Source organism: Streptacidiphilus pinicola (assembly GCF_003258295.1).
Taxonomy (GTDB): domain Bacteria; phylum Actinomycetota; class Actinomycetes; order Streptomycetales; family Streptomycetaceae; genus Streptacidiphilus; species Streptacidiphilus pinicola.
In genome coordinates this window covers 14,004-33,455 of sequence record NZ_QKYN01000132.1, presented here as the reverse complement: position 1 = coordinate 33,455, position 19,452 = coordinate 14,004, and the positions used below count along the sequence as shown (strand labels likewise).

At 72.8% G+C, this 19,452-nt stretch carries 15 protein-coding genes; 5 read left to right on the top strand and 10 right to left on the bottom strand.

All coding sequences use genetic code 11. The features are described 5' to 3' along the window. Positions 1-60 precede the first annotated feature (60 nt). Complete coding sequence (locus tag DN069_RS30370; protein ID WP_111506424.1) at positions 61-2,055, bottom strand: putative Ig domain-containing protein; 1,995 nt, start codon at positions 2,053-2,055, stop codon at positions 61-63. 379 nt (positions 2,056-2,434) lie between these two features. Here DN069_RS30370 and DN069_RS30365 point away from each other — a divergent pair, with 379 nt between their 5' ends. After that, positions 2,435-3,889: a recombinase family protein gene (locus DN069_RS30365; protein ID WP_111506422.1), complete on the top strand. Its 1,455-nt coding sequence runs from the start codon at positions 2,435-2,437 to the stop codon at positions 3,887-3,889. 2 nt (positions 3,890-3,891) lie between these two features. Here the strand turns inward: DN069_RS30365 and DN069_RS30360 are convergent, their stop codons facing one another. Continuing rightward, positions 3,892-4,752 carry a universal stress protein gene (locus DN069_RS30360; RefSeq protein WP_111506420.1) on the bottom strand — a complete coding sequence of 287 codons (861 nt, stop codon included), beginning with the start codon at positions 4,750-4,752 and terminating at the stop codon, positions 3,892-3,894. A 370-nt stretch (positions 4,753-5,122) separates the two neighbouring features. Here DN069_RS30360 and DN069_RS30355 point away from each other — a divergent pair, with 370 nt between their 5' ends. Both DN069_RS30355 and DN069_RS30350 read left to right on the top strand, forming a co-directional pair. Then, the gene (locus DN069_RS30355) at positions 5,123-6,748 is read left to right on the top strand and encodes an ABC transporter substrate-binding protein (RefSeq protein WP_111506418.1); all 1,626 of its coding nucleotides are present in this window, start codon (positions 5,123-5,125) and stop codon (positions 6,746-6,748) included. A gap of 96 nt (positions 6,749-6,844) precedes the next feature. Next, positions 6,845-7,888, top strand: coding sequence for a sigma 54 modulation/S30EA ribosomal C-terminal domain-containing protein (locus tag DN069_RS30350; RefSeq protein ID WP_111506416.1), 1,044 nt, complete (start codon positions 6,845-6,847; stop codon positions 7,886-7,888). An 11-nt stretch (positions 7,889-7,899) separates the two neighbouring features. Here DN069_RS30350 and DN069_RS30345 read toward each other — a convergent pair whose 3' ends face one another. Further along, complete coding sequence (locus DN069_RS30345) at positions 7,900-8,157, bottom strand: hypothetical protein (RefSeq protein WP_111506442.1); 258 nt, start codon at positions 8,155-8,157, stop codon at positions 7,900-7,902. Between the two features lie 154 nt (positions 8,158-8,311). On the opposite strand from DN069_RS30345, the gene DN069_RS30340 reads away from it, so the two are divergent. Next, entirely contained in the window at positions 8,312-9,892 is a 1,581-nt protein-coding gene (locus DN069_RS30340; RefSeq protein ID WP_111506414.1) for an MFS transporter, read from the top strand. A gap of 60 nt (positions 9,893-9,952) precedes the next feature. Here the strand turns inward: DN069_RS30340 and DN069_RS30335 are convergent, their stop codons facing one another. Both DN069_RS30335 and DN069_RS30330 read right to left on the bottom strand, forming a co-directional pair. Beyond that, a complete protein-coding gene (locus tag DN069_RS30335; protein WP_111506412.1) occupies positions 9,953-11,017 on the bottom strand; it encodes an alpha/beta hydrolase family protein in 1,065 nt (354 codons plus the stop codon). A gap of 122 nt (positions 11,018-11,139) precedes the next feature. After that, positions 11,140-12,756 carry a sulfatase family protein gene (locus DN069_RS30330; protein WP_111506410.1) on the bottom strand — a complete coding sequence of 539 codons (1,617 nt, stop codon included), beginning with the start codon at positions 12,754-12,756 and terminating at the stop codon, positions 11,140-11,142. Between the two features lie 309 nt (positions 12,757-13,065). On the opposite strand from DN069_RS30330, the gene DN069_RS30325 reads away from it, so the two are divergent. Beyond that, on the top strand, positions 13,066-14,376 hold the full coding sequence (locus DN069_RS30325) for a cation:proton antiporter (RefSeq protein ID WP_111506408.1): 1,311 nt from the start codon (positions 13,066-13,068) through the stop codon (positions 14,374-14,376). Positions 14,377-14,394: 18 nt separating this feature from the next. Here the strand turns inward: DN069_RS30325 and DN069_RS30320 are convergent, their stop codons facing one another. The 5 genes from DN069_RS30320 to DN069_RS30300 all read right to left on the bottom strand — a co-directional run bounded on the left by DN069_RS30320 (position 14,395) and on the right by DN069_RS30300 (position 19,417). Then, positions 14,395-14,859, bottom strand: coding sequence for a CBS domain-containing protein (locus DN069_RS30320; protein ID WP_111506406.1), 465 nt, complete (start codon positions 14,857-14,859; stop codon positions 14,395-14,397). Between the two features lie 127 nt (positions 14,860-14,986). After that, entirely contained in the window at positions 14,987-15,733 is a 747-nt protein-coding gene (locus DN069_RS30315) for an SDR family NAD(P)-dependent oxidoreductase (protein ID WP_111506404.1), read from the bottom strand. Between the two features lie 132 nt (positions 15,734-15,865). Beyond that, complete coding sequence (locus DN069_RS30310) at positions 15,866-17,350, bottom strand: FAD-dependent oxidoreductase (protein WP_111506402.1); 1,485 nt, start codon at positions 17,348-17,350, stop codon at positions 15,866-15,868. Positions 17,351-17,389: 39 nt separating this feature from the next. Further along, positions 17,390-18,442 (bottom strand): NAD(P)-dependent oxidoreductase, encoded by a 1,053-nt coding sequence (locus DN069_RS30305; protein ID WP_111506400.1) that lies wholly within the window; start codon positions 18,440-18,442, stop codon positions 17,390-17,392. Positions 18,443-18,478: 36 nt separating this feature from the next. After that, the gene (locus DN069_RS30300) at positions 18,479-19,417 is read right to left on the bottom strand and encodes an NAD(P)-dependent oxidoreductase (protein WP_243639933.1); all 939 of its coding nucleotides are present in this window, start codon (positions 19,415-19,417) and stop codon (positions 18,479-18,481) included. Positions 19,418-19,452 lie beyond the last annotated feature (35 nt).

Here is a 19,452-nt window from a genome sequence, read left to right as displayed (position 1 = left end):
AGGCCCCCTGCCGGGGGGAGCAGGGGGCCTCGCGCGCTCTGCGGGTGGATCAGGGGTGGATCAGGAGGCGTTCAGCGCGGTGTCGTCGATGACGAAGCTGGTCTGCTGGCTCGCGTCCTCACTCCCGGTGAACTTGAGGGTGACGGTCTGTCCGGCGTAGCTCGACAGGTCGAAGGAGTGCTGGGTGTAGCCGCTGCCGGCGTTCAGGTTGGAGTAGGTGGCCAGGGTGCCCAGCACACTGCCGGAGCCGTTCAGGACCTGGACCTTGAGGGTGTCGTAGGCCGTGGTCGTGCTGGTCTCGGCGGTGTCGACGTGCAGCCAGAAGGAGAAGCCGGTGGTGCAGCCGGCCGGGATCGCCACCGACTGCGACAGGGTGTCGGTGTGGGTGGTGCCGTAGCCGTCCAGCCAGGCGTCGTAGCTGCCGGAGTGGGCCGGCTCCGAGGTCGTGTCACCGTTGATCACGCCGGAGGAGGCGGTCCAGGGTGAGGCGGTGCCGGTCTCGAAGCCGGGGTTGCCGAGCTTCTGGCCGGTGCTGGTGCAGCCTCCCGTGCCGCCGCCGGAGCTGACGGTCCAGGAGAAGGACGTCGAGCCGGATGCGCTGCCGGAGGACGCCGTGACGGTCACGCTGGAGGTGCCGGCCGTGGTCGGTGTGCCGGAGATCAGGCCCGAGGACGAGATGCTCAGGCCCGCCGGGAGTCCCGTCGCCGAGTACGTCAGCGACTTGCCCGCGGAGTCCGTCGCGGCGACCTGCTTCGAGACGGCCGTGCCAACCGCGCCGGTCTGGCTGCCGGGGTTGGTGACGGAGACCGTCTCGGCGCTGCTGGTGCCCGCGGTGAAGGCCGTCAGCCCGTTCGGCGTGCCGAGCCCGGTGGGGCCGTCGTAGCCGACCTCGGCGGTGCAGAGGTAGGCGGGGGAGCAGGTGCCGTTGCTGCCGCTGGTGACGTCGTTCAGCGCGCTGGTGTGCTGGTAGGGGTACTTGGCGGGGTAGTCACCGCTGCCCGGGGTGCCCGCGTCCGCATAGACGGAGGCGATGATCGGGGAGGAGGCGCTGGTGCCGCCGTAGACGTTCCAGCCGGTGGCCTGGTAGCTGTCGTAGACCGCGACGCCGGTCGCTGGGTCGGCAACGGCGGACACGTCCGAGACGGTGCGCTTGGAGCAGCCCGTGTCGGTCTGCCAGCTGGGCTTGGGGTCGTACGCCGAGCAGCCGGAGCCGGTGCCCTCGGTGCTGGAGGTCGACCAGACGCTCTCACTCCAACCACGGCTGTTCGACGCCTTGCTGAGCGAGGTGCCGCCGACCGAGGTCACGTACTGCGAGGAGGCCGGGTACTCGGCGCCGTAGGCCGAGTCGCCGGCCGAGACGGTGATGGCCACACCCGGGTGGTTGAAGTAACTGCTGTCCGAGGTCAGGTCGGTGGAGTCCTCGGAGCCGCCGTAGCTGTTGGAGACGTACTTCGCTCCCAGTGAGACGGCCTCGTTGACGCTGGTGCCCAGGTCGCTCATGTTCGCCGAGGTGGCCTCGACCAGGATGATGTGGGCGTCGGGCGCCACGGCCGAGACCATGTCCAGGTCGAGGGAGATCTCGCCCGCCCAACCCGAGTCGGCGGTCGGGTAGTTGGTGCCGCCGTTCTCGTCGACCTTTTTGAAGCACCCGTTGGCGGTGGTGCAGGCCGGCAGGCCGTACTGGCTGCGGTAGGCAGCCAGGTCCGACTCCGCATTCGGGTCGTCCTGCGCGTCGACGATCGCCACGGTCTGGCCCGCACCGCCGTTGGCCGGCAGGTTGTAGGCACTGAGCAGGTCGCTGGGACCGTAGCCGGAGGGGGTCGCTGCCGGGGAGACCGCGTTCGCGGTCAGGGCGTGCGGCTCGGCGATGTCGGTGCGTGCCAGCGCCAGGCAGGACATCATCCGTGCGTGCGCGGGGGCCGCGCACAGGTGCTTGACGTGCGCGGTCGACGTGCCGGCGGACGCGGGTGCGGCCATGGCGAGCGCGCCGACGACGGCCGCGGCGGTCAGGCCTGCGGCGGCGGCGCCGGACCGTCCCAAGAAGGCGATGCCCATGGAGATCCTGGGTCCTCTCTGTCGGTGGAGCGAGCGGACGTGCAGAACCCCCCATGCGATGGCGTGGGCATGCCAAGGAACGCGTTGCGGCAGGCCGAACGCATCGAGCGGGGAGGGATGTCACCACAAGGTGGGGTGAACCTTGCTGGGAAAAGGGAACCAGTGGGCGCCGGAGCGCGTCAATGAGCGCTCAGAAGAATTTCAGAGGAACCGTGCGCTCCTCTCGTCGGCAGGTCTGAACCACTGTGACCCGCGGTGATCCACGAGGTCGGCACCGCAGTCCCGCTTCGTGTGCGGCGGATTCACAGCGGTCTGAGGTTGACTCAGAGGAAACTCAGAGGAAGCATCGATTCCACCACGCGAGTCGGAGCGGAGGGCAGTGGTGCGGGACGGTGCGGCGGACGGAGGGCGCGAGGGTGCCGTGTACTGCCGGGTGGCGCACCGGCGGTCGTCGCGGCAGGTGGGGGTCGATCAGCGCGAGGCGGAGTGCCGGGCATTGGCGGCGCGCGCCGGGATCCGGGTCGCCCCGCGTCGGGTCCTGCTCGACCCGCAGGCGACGAGCTGGTCGGCGGGCGCGGCGCGGCCCGGCTGGGAGGCCCTGCTGGCCGAGCTGGCCTCAGGACAGGTCACGCACGCCGTGGTCTACGGCGTGCACGAGCTGGAGCGCGTCCAACCCCAGGACCTGGCGGCTCTGTTGACGCTCGTCGAGCAACACGGCCTGACGCTGCTCGACCCCGCCGCGCCCGAGGACGGGGCCGAGTTCGACCACGCCGACCGGCGCCGTGCGCTGCTCGACCGCGCCCGGCTCGCGGACCGTGGCAGGCGGCGGCTCGCCGACTCGGTGCGCGCCGCGCAGGCGGAGGGGGCGGCCTCGGGGCGGCCGCACGGTGGCGGGCGTCGCGCCTTCGGCTACACCCTCGGCGACTACGACCTGGTCCCCGAGGAGGCGGACGTCGTCGCCCGCGTCTACGCCTGGTTCCTGACGGGCCGCACGCTGTCGTGGATCGCCCGCGAGCTCACCACCGAGCGCGTCCCCACCGCCGGGGGCGGCCGCTGGACCTCGACCAAGGTCGGCCGGATCATCGACGCGCCGCGCTATGCCGGGCTGCGCGTCAACGGCGGCGAGCTGGTGCGCGGTCCGGACGGGACGCCGGTGCGCGGCGCCTGGAAGCCGTGCGTCCCCCTCGCCGACTGGGAGGAGGCCAGGGAGCTGCGCCTGCGCAGCCGGCACCAGGCCCGCGCCGGACGGCTGACGGACCGCCACTACCCGCTCACCGGCCTGGTCCGCTGCGCCCGCTGCGGGCACCGGATGGTCGGCTCCACCGTGGACGAGTACCCCACCTACGCCTGCACCGGACGCCGCGCCGCCGACCGCGAGCCCTGCTTCCGCTACATCAGCGCGACCCGGCTGGAGGAGCTGGTCGACCAGCAGATCCCGTACCTGCTGGACGCCCTGGGTCCGCACGCGTCACCCGAGGCCGCCCCGGCCGCGCTGCTCGACGGGCGGACGGCCGCGGCCCGGCGCCACGACCAGGCCCGGCTGGCGGAGCTCGTCGCCGAACTCGACGCCGGCGACCCGGCGGCGGACCGGGAGCGCGCCGAGGTGACCGCCCGGATCCGCGCGGAGAACCGCGCCGTCGTCCTGCGCGCCCCGGACGCCGTCGAGGGCCTGCTCGCGACCGGTCTGCCGCCCGCGGAGTGGCGGCAGCTGCCGCCGGAGCAGCAGGCGGACGTGCGGCGCTACCTGATCGGTCATATCGAGGTCGGGCCGGTCACCGGCCCGCGCAGCGTCTTCGACCCGGACCGCGTCGTGATCGTCCCGCATGCGGCGTGACGTCAGTTCGGAACCACGACGACCGGCAGGTCGGAGAGGTGCAGCACCTTGTGGGGGACCCGGCCGATCGGCAGCCCGTAGCGGGAGTGCCGGCGGTGTCGGCCCACCACCACGAGCGCGGCGCCCTCGGACGCCTCGATCAGTGCCGCCTCCGGTGACGCGAACTCGACCCTGGTGCTGACCTCGACGGCCGGGTGCCGCAGCTTGGCCGCCTCGACCAGCGACTCCAGTTCCCGGCCCTCCTCGGCCTGAAGCTGGTCCACGGCGTCGGCCATGGCCGCGAGATAGGGGTTCGACATCGACCACGCGCGCACCGCGACCACAGGCGCGCCGCGCGTCCGCGCCTCGGCGAAGGCGAAGTCGAGCGGCTCGGTGAGCTCACGGGCGGCGCCCACGACCACCGGCGCGTCGGCCGCCGTCGCGGGTGAGTTCTCGGGCACCACGGCCACGGGGACCGGGGAGTGTGCCACCAACTGCTGGCTCACCGAGCCGAGCAGCAAGATCTGCAGCGCGTTCAGGCCGCGCCGGCCGACGACCAGGAGGTCCGCGTCCTGGGCGAGCCGGATCAGGCCGCCGACGGGGTCCTCGGTCATCAGCGAGGTGTCGACGTCCAGGCCGGAGTGCCGGGCGCGCATGTCCGCGGCGGCCTCCTCGACGAAGGTGACGGCGGCGCGGTGGACGGGGTCGGCGATGTTCGGCTCGTACTCCTCGCGGTCCATCCCGGTCCAGGCGGTGGCGATCAGCAGCGGTGCGCCGCGCAGCACCGCCTCGGCGGCGGCCCAGTCGAGGGCGGCACGGGCGCCGGCGGACTGGTCGAGTCCGACGACGACGGATTTCGGCGATGTCGGCGGCGCTGTGCTCATCAATGGCTCCCGTCACGGGTGGGCTCCGGTGCCCGACTTCGGCCACTCCAGCTTCGGCCCCCGGGCGAGGGCCCGCATCCCGGTCCCACCTCCGCCGAAAAGTAAGAATTTCATGAGAGCCACTCGGTGTGGCTGGAATTGGGCCGTAGACAAACGATGCCGGGATTGCGCGGCTTGCACGGGATGCCCGTCCGTGCGCGCTTCGGTCCAGGGGGTCCCGTAAGGAGCGAAAAGCCCCCAGGCCCCTTGTTGACCTGTCTCGATCAAAGCTAGCCTTCACCGCTTGACGGTTGCCAGAGCCGAGGGGGTCGGCGGCAATCGGACGTGATGTCGCGGCGTCGCTGCACGCCGACAAGGAGAAACAGAAAAGATGTCAGCACTCAAGCGGCTGGGAGCACTCGGCTGCGTCGGCCTCATCGCCGCCACCACCGCGTGTTCGTCCAAGTCGACGGGCGCGGTGGCGGGAGCACCGGACGTCGTGATCCGGGTGGGCTCGGCCAACGCCTACACCACCCTGGACCCGGCGCACGCCTACGACAACGGCGCGTGGACCGTGTACTACAACGTCTACCAGCGCCTGTTGAGCTACCGTCCGGGAGCCAACCTCCCGCAGGAGGACGCGGCCAAGAGCTGCCGTTACACCGACTCGGGCGACCTGACGTACAAGTGCGTCCTGCGCCCCGGCATGAAGTTCTGGAACGGGGACCCGCTCGACGCGGCCGCGGTCAAGTACTCCATCGACCGCGTGATCCAGATCAACGACCAGAACGGGCCGGTCGCGATCCTCAGCAGCACCATCAAGTCCGTGGAGACGCAGGGCAGCGACACGGTGCTCTTCCACCTGAAGGACCCCGACGCGACCATGCCCGACCGGCTCAGCGCCGGCGTCGCCTCGATCATCGACCCGAAGACGCTGCCAGCCACCAAGGAGGCCGCGCCGGACTTCACCGGCGTCGTCGGCTCCGGTCGTTACAAGATCGATTCGGTCACCTTCACCGGCTCGGGCGCGGACAAGTCCCCCAGCGAGGTCCACCTCTCGCTGAACGCGGACTACCAGGGCTCGGACACCCCGCCGCGCAACTCGGGCGTCGACCTGAAGTACTTCCCGGACCAGAACGGGACCAAGAAGGCCCTGGACGACAACCAGGTCGACGCGGTCATCGCCGACCTCAACACCTCCGACGTCGTGCACATGCAGCAGAACCAGCAGCTGCGTTCCGGCCTGCAGGTGGTCTCCGGTCCCGGCGGTGGCATCAACATGATGGCGCTGAACACCACCTCCGGTGTCTTCGCCAAGCAGGCCGTGCGGCGTGCGGTGGCGCAGCTGATCGACCGCCCCGCGATCGTCAGTAACGCGTTCAACTACACCGTCTCGCCCGCCTACACGATCGTGCCCTCCGGGATCACGAACGCGACCACCACGTTCTTCTCCGCCTACGGCCGCCAGCCGAGCAGCGCGGCCAAGGTCCACGACGAGCTGGCCAAGGCCGGCGTGAACGGGCCGATCAGTTTCACCTTCGCCTACTACAGCAAGGGCGACCCGGCCATCCAGCGCGAGGCCGAGCTGATCAAGGAGCAGTTGGAGGCCGGCGGGCTGTTCAAGGTGACGCTGCGCGACTACCTGACCTACCCCAAGCTGTCGGACGCGATCCTGAAGAAGCCCGACTTCGACGCCTACATGCTGACTTGGTACGCCGACTACCTGGACATCGACGACTACGTCTCGCCGCTGGCCGGCCCGCACAACTTCGTCTTCAACGGCTACTCCGCGCCGTCCGCGCTGATCGCCTCCGGCCTGGCCCAGACCAAGCGCGAGGACGCCCGCAAGGACTACACGCAGATCCAGCAGGGCATCGCCAAGGACGTGCCGCTGGTGCCGATCTGGGAGAGCCTGCAGTACGCCGCGATGCAGTCGGACGTCACCGGGGTGCCGCTGACCATGGACAGCTCCGGCGTCCAGCGCTGGTGGATGATCGGCAAGGACACCACCAGCTGACGCCACTGGTGGGGGGCCGCCACCGGCGTCGGAATGCCGCCGGTCGGCGGACCCCCCACAGTGGTAGCAGGACCCGACACCACGGGGGTGCACGCCATGGACCGTGAAGACCGTCCGCAGGAGCTGCCCGAGCTGCAGCTGCTCGTCACGGGCGACCTCTCGCCCGTGACCGGCGACCTCGCCCGCACCACCGTCCAGGAGGTGCTGGACGAGGCGCGGCGGCCGGTGCGCTCCGCCCGGGTGCGGCTGGCCCGGATGCCGCAGCGCGAGGGCCGGCCCGCCGTGGCGCAGGTCCTCGTCGACGTCGACGGGGAGCTGGTGCGCGTCCAGGTGGCGGCCCAGACGATGACGGACGCGATCTCGCTGCTCGCCCGGCGGCTGGCCGTGCAGCTGGGCCGGCTGGAATGGGCCCGCAGCCACGACCTCACCGAGGCGGACGACGAGTCCGGCACGCTGGAGTGGCGCGACGGCGCGGAGGCCGCACGGCGCCCGCTGCGGGCGGACGTCCCGAGCGCGGAGCGCTCCCTGGTCCGCCGGAAGGACTACCGGCTGGCGCGGGAGTCCGTCGACGAGGCGGCGCTGACCATGGAGACGATGGACTTCGACTTCCATCTCTTCACCGAGACGGGCAGCGGCCAGGACAGCGTGATCTACCGCTTCAGCCCCGGCCCCTTCCGCCTCGCCCAGCTCGAACCCGCGGAGGGCGTCACCGCACGCCGGGTGCCCGTCAACGTGCTGACGACCGCCGCTCCGGTGCTGACCGAGGACGAGGCGCGGGCCAGGCTGGGCGCGACGGACTACCCGTTCCTGTTCTTCAAGGACGCGGAGACCGGACGCGGCAGCGTCCTCTACGGCCGCTACGACGGCCACTACGGGCTGATCACCGCGGTCTCCGCGGACCGCGCGCCGGAGGCGGCGACCCCGTTCGCGGCCGCCACCGACGCCGGGACGTCGTTGGAGTCCTCCCTGCGGGACCGGGTCTCCGCCCTGGAGAGCCAGGTCGCGGCCCTCGCCGAGATCCTCGACCGGCTGACCGCCGGCCTGGAGGCCGTCCCCGGCGCCCCCGAGGACCCGGAGGAGGTCCGCCGCAGCGCCCGCCTCGCCAAGGAGCTCCTCCTCGCCGCCGGCTTCCGCCGCTGACCGGCCGGCGTTCAGCGGCCGCTGCGGGCTGTGTCCTCGCCTTCGGCGAGGGTGGCGCGGTGGAGGAGCAGGGCCGCCACGGCGCGGGCCTCGGCCGGGGTCAGGCCCGCCCAGGCGCGCGAGCGGCCGCCCGGTTCCGGTCCGACGTCGAGCGTCACGCGCGAGCGTGTGCCCGCGGTCGCGCCCACACGGAACTCACCGATGCGGATCCGCCGCCCGCAGGCGGTGGTGACCTCCTCTCGCGGGAGGTCCTCTGCTGTCGTCGCCATGCTGCCCACCTCTTCCGGCACCGCTCAGAATCTGTCGATTGCAACGGTGGGCGGGGGCGCCGCATTCCGGCGGCCCGCTGGCGCGCCGTCAGGCCGTCGCGCGGCGTGCGTGTCAGCATGTGCTGTGGTTCGGGTGCGGAGTGTGTGCGGGCACGTGCGGGGGCTCGCGGCGGACGGCCTGCGGACGCTCGGGCCCGGACCGCTGCTAGCGCTGGCGCTGGGTCTGGTGTGGGCGCGGTTCCTCGCCGACGTGAGCGGTGACCTGGCCGCGCAGGCGGCGTGGACGGACTTCGTGGCCCGGCATCCCGGCAGCGCCGACGACCTGGCCTGGTACGGCGGCGCCTACCCGGCCGCCTACAGCCTGGCCGCGCCGCAGCTGATGGCGCTCCTCGGCGTGCGGGTCGCGGGCGTCGCGTCGGTGGTCGCCGGGGCGGCGTTCCTGGCCCTGCTGGTGCGGCGCAGCGGTGTGCACCGGCCGTGGACCGTCTCCACCTGGGGCGCGTTCGCGCTCTGGTGCGATCTGGCCGCCGGGCGCGTCTCCTTCGCGGTCGGCCTGGCCGTGGCCCTCGGGGCGGTGGTGCTGGCCCTCGGCGGGCCGCCCGTCGGCCGCGGCCGGGTCGTGGGCTGCGTTTTCGCCTCCGCGCTGGCGACCGCCGCCAGCCCACTGGCGGGTCTCTTCCTCGAAGTCGTCGCTGCCGCTCTGCTGCTGACGGGCCGTCGGGCAGGCGGCTGGGCGCTGGCCGTGCCACCGGTCCTCGTCGTCGCCGGCGCGGCGCTGCTGTTCCCCTCCTACGGCGTCGACCCGAACAGCGGCTGGACCGTGCTGGTGACGGTCGCCTGCGCCGCGCTGCTGGTCCTGCTCGCCCCGGCCGGCTGGCGCACCGCCCGCGTCGCCGCCGCGGTCTACGCGCTCGGCGCGGTCGCCACCTGGGTGGTGGACACCCCGATCGGCGGGAACGTCGGGCGGCTGGCGATGGTGCTGGCCAGCGTCCCGTTCCTGGCCGCCCTCTGCGCGCCCGGCCCCCGGCGCACGCTCCGCTCGGTCGCCTTGGCGCTCGCCTTCGCCGCCACCGCGTACTGGGTGGTGGCGGCCGACCTCGTGGGGCTGCCGCCGCGCGCGCCCGTGCCCGCCGGGGCGGCGGCGCTCGGCGACGAGCTGCGCCGCCTGCACGCCGACCGGGCCCGGGTCGAGGCGGTGCCCATGCTCAACCACTGGGAGTCCTGGGGTCTGGCCGACGCCGTCCAGCTCGCCCGCGGCTGGAACCGGCAGCTGGACGCGCAGCGCGACCCGCTCTTCTACGAGGGCACGCTCACCCCGGACCGCTACCACGCCTGGCTGCGCCGCTGGGCCGTGCGCTACGTGGTCCTCTCCGCGACGCCGCCGGACGTGGCCGCGCTGGACGAGGTCGCTCTCATCCGCTCCGCCCCGCCCTTCCTGCGGCCCGTCTGGCAGTCCGACTCCTGGCAGGTCTACGAGGTCACCGACCCCACGCCGCTGGCCGATCCGCCCGCCCGGACCCAGCGGGCCGATGCCGCGCAGGTGCTCCTGACCGTCCCCATCGCCGGTACGATCCGCCTGCGCGTCCCCTGGTCCCGCTGGCTCGCCGCCCACGGCCCGGGCTCCGCCTGCCTCCGCCGCGACGGCGACTGGACCGCCCTGCGCGTCGGCGCACCCGGCACCTACCGCCTCACCGCCCCCTACGCCTGGCCCCCGGGCACCCCCTGCCGGGCGTGACGCCCGCTCAGGCCGGGGCGGGTTCGGCCAGGGCGAGTGGGAGCGGCGGGCGAGCAGGGGTCACGGCCTCGGCAGGTCCGCTCCCAGCTGGGTGGCCAGCCAGTCCGTGGTGGCGGGGAGCCAGTCGGGGCGGGCGTTGCCGAGGAGGTGGTCGCCGTGGGGGACGAGGAGGTAGCGGGCGTGCGGGGCGGCCTGCGCGAGCGGTGCGCCGTTGGTGGCGCCGGGGATGTGGTCCAGGCCGCCGTCGACGACGAGGATCGGGCCGGGGATGGTCGCGGCGAGCGGGTCGAGGCGCACCTGGGTGGCGAACGCACGGGCGGCGTCCGCGGATCCGCACCGCTGGGTCAGCGTCTCGGTCACGAAGGGCGGCAGCTGCGACCAGTCCAGCGAGCTCGGGCCGCTGACCGTGGCGGTCGCCCGCACGCGCGGTTCCCGCGCGGCGGCGACGGCGGCGTAGAAGCCGCCCAGGCTCAGGCCGATCACGCCGACGCGGTCCTGGTCCAGGTCGTCCCGGGCGCCGAGCAGGTCCAGCAGCGCGCCCATGACCTTCTCGTAGGCCGGCTCGGGAGTGGAACGCGTGGCGAGCAGCCCCTGGCCGGGCCCGTCCACGGCCGCGACGGCCACGCCGCGCGGCAGCAGCGCGTCCGCGACGTCGTGGAACTCCTCCTTGCTGGAGTCCATCCCCGGCACGATCACCACGATCGGGGGGCGGACCACACCGGAAGGGAACCGCAGCCACCCGACGAAGCCGTGGCCCTCGATCCGTGCCGCGTCAGGCTCCGTCAGCGCGAGCGCGCGTCCCATCGCCTCGTCGGCGGTGGCCTCGGCCCGCGCGAGGGCGTCCCGGTCCGGGTGCGGCAGCACCGTCGCGCAGTGCAGCCACGCCGCGGCGGTCCGATACCCGGCTGCCGCCGAGAGATGGTGGCCGGCCGTCTCCGCCTCCACCGCCCGCGCGAGATGGCCGCGCCCGGCCCGCTCCAGCGCTTGCGGCCAGTCGAGCAGGTCCTGCAGCGCGCCCGTCACGCGGTCGTACTCGAACGGGTCCGCTCCCGCGCCGACGACGCGGGAGCGGTTGGTGGAGACGAAGGCGGGCAGCAGCCCGGGGGTGTCGAAGAAGGCGGTCATCGTGAGCGGGCGCTCCAGCTTCCGTTCGGGGCCGTGGTGGTGATCACCAGTGGACCCCGGGCCGTGGAGCACGGGCCAACAGCCGATCGGCCGCTTCGACAACCACCGGCTGTCAGGCGGCCTCAGCTCTTGCCGGCGAGGGCCTCGGGGCGGTCGGTGTCGCCGTGCCAGGTCGGCCAGCCGAGGAGACGGGGGCGTTCGGTGACCCAGGCGCGGGTGTCCGCGCCGATCTCGGTGTCGATGAGGCTTTCCAGCAGGGCGCGGTAGCGCTCGACCAGGTCGCGGTGGGCCGGGTCGGCGGCCAGGTTGATCAGCTCGGCCGGGTCCTCGGCGCGGTCGTAGAGGACGACGTCGTTGTCGGCCAGCAGGGCCTCGGTGTCGGTGGGGCGATTCGGGTTCAGCGGGGAGAAGTAGCGGCCGAAGGTGTAGCGGGCGTCGGAGTAGCCGCGCAGGAAGCCGCGCTTGTTCCAGTCGGGCCGCAGGTCGCCGGAGGCGATGCGCTGGGGCGCCTCCGGGTCGGCGAACTCGAACCAGAAGGCGGCGTCGAGCGTGGTGATCGACTCGACGGCGGTCAGCGCGCCCTCGCGCACGGTCCCGCCGTGCAGCACCGGCATCAGCGAGTGCCCCTTGAGGGCAGGGTGCCGGTCGGCCTTCGTGGCGGCGTCGACCCCGGCGATCTCCAGCAGGGTCGGCGCGAGGTCCACGGCGGAGGCGAGGGCCTCGGTGCGGGCGCCGCCGGCCACGTCGGGGTGGGCGACGATGAACGGGACGTGGAAGTTCTCGTCGTAGACGAGGTTGCCCTTCTGCCGCAGACCGTGAGAGCCCGCCATCTCGCCGTGGTCGGAGGTGAAGACGACGACGGTGTGGTCCGCCTGGCCGGACGCCTCCAGGGCGTCCAGGACGAACTCGACGCTGCGGTCCACGTCGCGGATGGCGTTGAGGTAGAAGTTGAGGCCGTCGTACCAGTGCTGGTCGTCCGCGACGGGTCCGAAGACGGTGTCGAGCATCCGCCCGAACTCGGCCACGGCGGGCGCCGCACCGGAGAGGTCGTCGTGCAGGCTTGCTGGCGGGTCGAAGTCCCAGCGGCGCTGGTAGACGGGGATGTCGGCGGCGGCACGGGCCACCACCGCGTGGGCCAGCCCGAAGGGGAGCTGGACCTGGGACCTGCCGCCGTAGTCGAAGCTCATGATGTCGTGGGGGTTCACGAAGTTGACGGCCATGAACCACGGCTGGTCCTCGCGGACCACCGGCGCCCGGCCGCGCAGCCACTTGACGGCCTGGCCGGCGATGACCGGGTCGATCTTGAGGCCCGCCCAGGCGCCGCCGTCGATGTCGCCCCAGTCGTTGAACTCGCTGAAGCCGTACGGCTCCAGTGCGTCCGTGGTGGGGTCCGGGTGGTCGGGGGTGAGGTAGGCGTTGGAGAGGTGCCACTTGCCCTGGTACGTCGTGTAGTAGCCGGCGGACCGCAGCATCGTCCCGAGCGTGCCGAGCTCGGGGTTGAGCGGGCGGATGTACGGCATGTTGTCGTTGTCGTAGATCTCGGTGATCGGCAGGTGCTGTCCGGTGTAGATGACGGACCGCGCGGAACTGCACATCGCCGAGGCGGTGTAGTAGCGCTCGAACGTGGTGCCGCGGGCCGCGATCCGTTCCCGAGCGGGTAGGGAGAAGCCCTGCGGCCGCGGGAGGGAGACGCGTTCCTCGTCGGTGACGATCAGCAGAATGTTGGGGCGACTCGTCATGTCCTGCCCTTCGCTCGCCGCGCGCCCGCCCGAGCCTGCTGCGGCTCTCCACGACCGCTTCGGCGCGCTGACCGGTTCGGTTGGTGCGAATCTAGCTCCGGGTCCGGCCGCGACCGCAGAGGACGTGGCCGTCGGGGGCCGGACAGGTGACCTGGTGGCGGTCCGTCAGGAGCCTTGCCGGATCACCCTGACGGTCACGTGTCGGTCCCGGTAGGCCGCCAGGAGGTGACGCAGAGTTGGCGCACAGGCTGTTCCCGCGGCGCGAGTGGGGATCGTTGTGACCGGAAGAAGCACGCCAGGGCAGGCCCGATGAGCGGCGCCGCCTGGACCGGGGTGGCGGTGGCCGGGGTCACCGCGGCCTATGCGCTGGTGTCCCGACGGCTGACCGGCACCCCGGTCTCCGCCGCCATGTGGTTCGTCGGCTGCGGCATCCTGATCGGGCCGGTCGGCCTGGACCTGGTGAGCCTGGGGCAGGACACCGAGCAACTGCGCACCCTGGTGGAGGCCGCCCTGACGCTGGTCCTGTTCACCGACGCGACGACCGTGCGCTGGCCGGACCTGCGCAGTGGCGGGGCTCTGCCGGGGCGGCTGCTGTCGGTCGGCCTGCTGCTCACCATCGGCGCCGGCTGGCTGCTGGCCTGGCCGCTCCTGCCGGGCCTGAGCGTGTGGGAACTGGCGCTGGTGGGAGCGATCCTCGCGCCCACCGACGCCGCGCTCGGCAAGAGCGCCATCTCCGACACCCGTGTGCCGAGCCTGGTGCGGCAGGCGCTGAACGTGGAGAGCGGCCTGAACGACGGCCTGGTGCTGCCGTTCTTCGTGCTCTTTCTCGCCGCTGTGCCCGGCACCTCGTACGCGCAGGAGGGAATGTCCGGGGCGTTCTGGCGCGCCCTGCTGTTCAGCCCGGCGATCGGCGTGGCGGTCGGCGGTATCGGCGGCCGGCTGCTGACGCTGTCGCACGACCGCGGCTGGGTGACAGGGGAGTGGCGGCAGCTGTTCGTCCTCGCGGACGCCGTCGGCGCGTACATGCTGGGCGCGGTGACGGACGGCAGCGGGTTCATCGCGGCCTGGGTCGCGGGGCTGTTCTTCGCCCAGGCACTGCGCGGCGGCGGCTCCTCGCGCCCGTTGGACGTGACCGCGACCACGGAGCTGTCCGAGTACCTCGGCGGCATGCTCGGCCTGCTGAGCCTGACGTTCTTCGGCGCGGTGCTGCTCGGCCCGGCGCTGGAGCACCTCAGCTGGCGGATCGTGGGTTACGCCGTGCTCAGCCTCACCGTGATCCGGATGGTCCCGGTGGCGCTCGCCCTGGCGGGCGGCCGGCTGAAGCCGCCCACGGTCGCGTACGTCGGCTGGTTCGGCCCGCGCGGCTTGGCCTCCGTCGTCTTCGGACTGCTGGTCGCCGAGGAGCACATCCACGGCGTGGGCCTGATCAGCGACGTCGTCTCGGTCACGGTCGGGCTCAGCGTGCTGCTCCACGGGACCTCCGCCGCGGGGCTGGCGGCGCGCTACGGACGTTGGTACGAACGCGCCGCCGCCGCCGACCCGGAGCTGCGCGAGAGCGCCGTTACCGCGGTCACCCCGCGCCGTCGCAGGCTCGGCCCGTTCGAGCACGCGGAGGGCTGATCCCTGCCCGTCGGGTGGCTACCGCAGGTGGGCCGCGCTGGGAGCGCCGTGGATGTAGTGCTCCAGCTGGTCGATGGTGAACTGCTGGTCCGCGATCTGCTGCTTGAGCAGGTCACCGATGGAGACGATGCCGCTCAGGCGGCCGGTGTCGAGGACCGGCAGGTGGCGCATGCGGTGCTCGGTCATCAGCGCCATGCACTCGTCCGCGCTCTGTGAGGGTTCCACATAGCGGACCCGTGGGGTCATGATCTCCTCGACCAGGGTGGTCGCGGCCGTGCGGTCGCAGAGCTCCACCTTGCGGGCGTAGTCGCGTTCGGTGACGATGCCGGCGATCTGCCCGGCGGTGACCACGACCAGGGCGCCGATCCTCATCTCGGCCATCAACTTGAGCGCGTCCAGGACGGAACTGTCCTTGCGGATGGTGTGCACGGTGCGGCCACCGTCGGGCTTGGCGGCAAGGACCTGCGCGACCGTCAGGCTCATGGCTTGTCCCTCCATCGATGGTTGGCAGGCGGCGGCTGAGTCGCCGTTCTTTGCTCATGCCCACATCCGGTGCCCGGCAGTCCCACCCGAACGGGGGGTGGCGTCCCGGCCGGTGGCCGTGCCGGCTCTAGATCAACAGGCCGCCGTTGACGTCGATGACGGCGCCCGTGGTGAAGCCGGCCTCCTCGGAGCAGAGGTGGAGGACGCTGCCGACGGCTTCCGGGACGGTGCCGAGACGGCCGACGGGTATGCGGGAGAGGACCGCCTGCTGTTCCTGCTCGGGGCGGACGGCCCAGGCGTCGGCGATGCGGCGGGTGGCGATCGGACCGTGGGCGACGGCGTTGACGCAGACGCCGAAGGGGGCGAGTTCGTAGGCCGCCTGCTTGGTCAGTCCGAGTACCGCGGACTTGGCGGCGACGTAGGCCGCGTTACTGAAGTGGCTGTAGGTCCGTCCGCCCGCGGACGAGAAGTTGACGATCCGTCCGTAGCCGGCGCGCTTCATCGCCGGCGCGCACAGGCGCATGGTGGTGAGCACGGGCAGGACGTTGAGTTCCAGGGAATCGGTCAGGAACGACTCGTCGAGGTCCTCCAGCCCCACCACGCGGGTGTCGCCGCCGACACCGTTGACCAGGATGGCCGGAGCCCATCCGCCGGTCAGCGAGGCGAGCTGCTTCTCGACGGCGGCCGCGTCCCGGACGTCGGCGGTCAGGGTGCGGACCTCGGTGGTGGCGGACAGCTCTTCGGCGAGCCGCTCGAGGGCGGCCGCGTCGCGGTCGAGCAGCGCGATCCGATGCCCCTGGACGGCAAGCGCGCGGGCGAGCTCGCTGCAGATGCCCCCGGCGGCGCCGGCGATCAGGGCGGTGCGAACGGTCATTGAGGTGACTCCTCCTCAGCTGGGAACGGGAGAGTGGCGGGCCGGGGGGACGGGGGAGCCCCGGCCCGCCACCGGGCCACAGCACGCCCGGACGGGGGCGCCACCGCTGTGGCCGCGGGAAAGAAGGCTCAGTCAGCTCGCGGCCTGCGCGGCCGCGTTGGTGCCCGCGATCCGGCCGAAGACCAGGCATTCGGTGATGTTGCTCGCGCCCTGGTAGAGGAAGCCCCAGGCGGAGCCGAACTCGCCGGCGGAGTAGAGCCGGGGGATCGGCTCGCCCTGCGGGTCCAGGACGCGCGCCTCGCGGTCCCGTCGGGCGCCGCCCTGCGTGTTGAGCACGGTCGGATGCAGCGGCAGGGCGTAGTACGGCGGTTCGAGGGGCTTGAGGGTCTCCGCGGAGCGGCCGAACTCGGTGTCCACGCCGCTCTCGCAGGCCGCGTTGTAGCGGCTCAGGGTGGCTTCGAGCACCTCCGGGGAGACCTCGAGCCGCTCGGCGAGTTCCTCGACCGAGTCGGCCCGCAGGATCCAACCGCGGTCGATCTCGGCCGAGTTGTCAGGGCTCCAGCGGTACAGGTCGCGGTTGTACCCGCTGGTATTCCAGGTGAGCGGACCGGCCAGGCGGGTCTGCTCGTTGAAGATCCCCCAGCTCGGTATCCGCGGGAACTCGACCTCCTCGGTGTCGAAGTGCGCGCAGACACGGGTGAACTCGTGCAGCTCCACGCCCGTCTCGTCGACGTAGCGACGGCCGTGCCGGTCGGTGTAGACGAAACCGTCGGAGGGGAAGAAGATCCCGAACGCGGCCTCGAACTCCGGTGCCTGGAAGCCGATGATGGTGGAGGTCGGCGCCATGTGCCACAGGTCCGCCCCCACGCCCTGGGCCATCGTGATCCCGTCGCCGGTGTTGCCGGGGTTCCCGGCGAACCGCAACGGCTTGGCGGGCACGTGGTCCTGCTTGAGCCGCGGGTTGTTCTCGAACCCGCCGCAGGTCATCACGACCGACCGGCGGGCCCGCACCGTCATGCGCCGGCCGTCCCGTTCGGCGGCCACGCCGACGACCGTGCCGGAGTCGTCGGTGATCAGCTCCTGGGCCGCGGTCCGCACCTGCACGTCGATGGACCGTTCGGCCACGTTCGCGGACAACAGGTTCCACAGCCGCAGCGACGGCGGCACCTCGGCGTCGCCGCGCAGGCAGTACTTGTCGAAGGTGCCTTGCCCGCCCGGCACCTTGGGGAAGCCGGGGCCCTTGACCGTGCGCGGGTAGGTGCCGGCGACGATCAGCTGCTCGGGGATGTGCAGCTCGCCGCCGAGGTCCGCGCACCACTTGACCAGGCCGCGGGCCTCCCGGACCAGGGTCTCGACGACGTCGCGCGGGGTCGTCCCGAAGCAGAGCTCCACGAGGTAGTCGGTGAAGCTCTCGACCGCCTCGTCGCTGTCCCGGGGTATGACGCAGTTCCCACCACTGACCCGGGAGTTGCCGCCGGGCTGGGCCATCTTCTCCAGGATGGTCACCTCGGCTCCCGCGTCGTGCGCGGTGATCGCGGCGACCGCGCCGGCGTATCCGTAACCGATGACGACGACGTCCGTCTCCAGGTCGTACGTCGAAGGCGTCTGCTTGCGCATACCCATCTCTCCTTGCGTGGCGTTGTCGTGTGGCCGGTGTCAGTGGTTGGTGGCGGTGGGTGGTGGTCGGTCGGCTCGGCGGCCCTGGTCGAGGACCGCGGGGTTGGCCAGGTAGCGGGGGCGCCGGCCGGCGAGGAGGGCGTGGACGTGCTCGACCGCGGTGGGCACCAGGGAGTCGAAGAGATCCCGGGTGTGGCCCACGATGTGCTCGGTCAGGACGACGTTGTCGAGGCCGCGCAGCGGGTGGTCGGCCGGCACCGGCTCGGTGTCGAAGGTGTCGATCGCCGCGCCGCGCAGCCGGCCGGAGGCGAGCCGCTCGGCCAGGGCGGTCTCGTCGACGAGTCCGCCGCGCGCGGTGTTCACCAGGACCGCGTCGGGCCGCATCCGGTCCAGCTCGGCCGGGCCGATGACGCCGCGGGTCGCGGGGGTCAGCGGGAGGTGCAGGCTGACCGCGTCACTATGGGCGAGCAGCGTGTCGAGGTCGGTGAACTCGACCGGGGGAGCCGACCGGTGGCGCTCGGGATGCCGGGTGGCGACCAGGATCCGGGCCACCTTCCAGCCCCGCAGCCGGGCGACGACCTCGCGGGCGATCCGGCCGTGACCGACCAGGCCGACCGTCGCCCCAGCCAGCTGACGTGCCGTCAGCGCGTGTGAGGCCGGGCGGGGCAGCCCCCGGGCCAACTGCCGCTGCTTGAGCGGCAGGTCCAGCATCAGCGCGGAGAGCAGCATGACCGTGGCCTCGGCCATGCCCTCCATGTTCGGCGGGGTGGCCCCGTGAGCGACGACGAGGCCCCGTTCGGTGGCCGCGTCGAGGTCGCACGAGGCGGTGCTGCTGGAGGCGAAGACCAGCCCCCGCAGCCGGGGGGCCCAGCTCATCAGCTCGGGTGTGACCACTGTGCGGGAGCTGATCACCGCCGCCTCGGCCCGGCCGAAGTAGTGCGGCCACTCCGGCTGCGGATACTCGGTGCGCAGGGGCGGCGGCGCGGCGGGGCCGCGGACCACCGTCAGCCCCTGCTCGTGCAGGCGTGCGGCCACGCGGTTCAGCACGTCCCCGAGCACGTGGTCGTCGCCGACGAAGATCTCGGCGGGCATGGGTGAACCTCCTTTCTTGATCAGGTGAGCCCTCTTTCAGGCGAGCCGCCGCACCCGGCTGTCGTCGCCGTGCACGCCGAAGGCGATCGCGGCGGCCAGGAAGCGGCCGACGGCGTCGTCGGTCATCCAGGCCATGTGCGGGGTGAGCAGCGCGGCGGGGTGCGTGCGCAGCAGGTCGTCCTCGGGCAGCGGCTCGACGTCGAACACGTCCAGCGCCACCCCGCCCAGCGCGCCGGCGGTGAGGCGGCGGCGCAGCTCGGCCATGTCCACCAGCGCGGCCCGGGCGGTGTTGACCAGCAGGGCGTGCGGGCCCAGCAGGGCGAGCCGACGGGCGTCGACGATTCCGTCCGTTCCGGGGGCGGACCGCAGGTGCAGGCTCACCGCGTCCGCGGCGGCGAGCAGTTCGTCCAGCTCCAGGCGCTGGACGCCGGCCGTGTGGGCGGTCGCGGCGTCCAGCGAGGGGGACCAGGCGGCCACCCGCATCCCGATGCCGAGGGCCAGCCGGGCGACCGCCGAGCCGATCGCGCCCCAGCCCACGACTCCGAGCAGCCGCCCGGCGAGGTCCCGCCCGGCCGTGGGGCGCCAAGCGGTACCCGCGCCCACCCCGGCGGGCAGGCGCCGCGCGAGGGCCAGCAGCAGGGTGAGGGTGAACTCCGCGACCGTGGCGGCCGCCAGGCCGGGGGTGTCGTAGACGTGGATCCCGGCGGACCGGGCCGCGTCCAGGTCCACCGCCCCGCCCGCGGGGCCGGCCACCAGCACGCGGGCCGGGCGTGCCGCCAGCAGGGCTTCGGCCCGCAGTGGTGTGCCGTGGAAGAACTGCAGCACGTCGGCGGATCCGCGGATCCGGTCGGCGAGCTCCCGCTCGGTGCGCGCCCGCTCGGCGAAGAGCTCGACCCGGTCGCCGTCGGGGCAGCCGCGCACCAGCTCCGCCAGACGCGGATACCCGGTGGCGTCGGGCATGACGAGTTGTCGCACCAGTCGCTCCTGTCGCTCCTTGGTCGGCCGGGGGT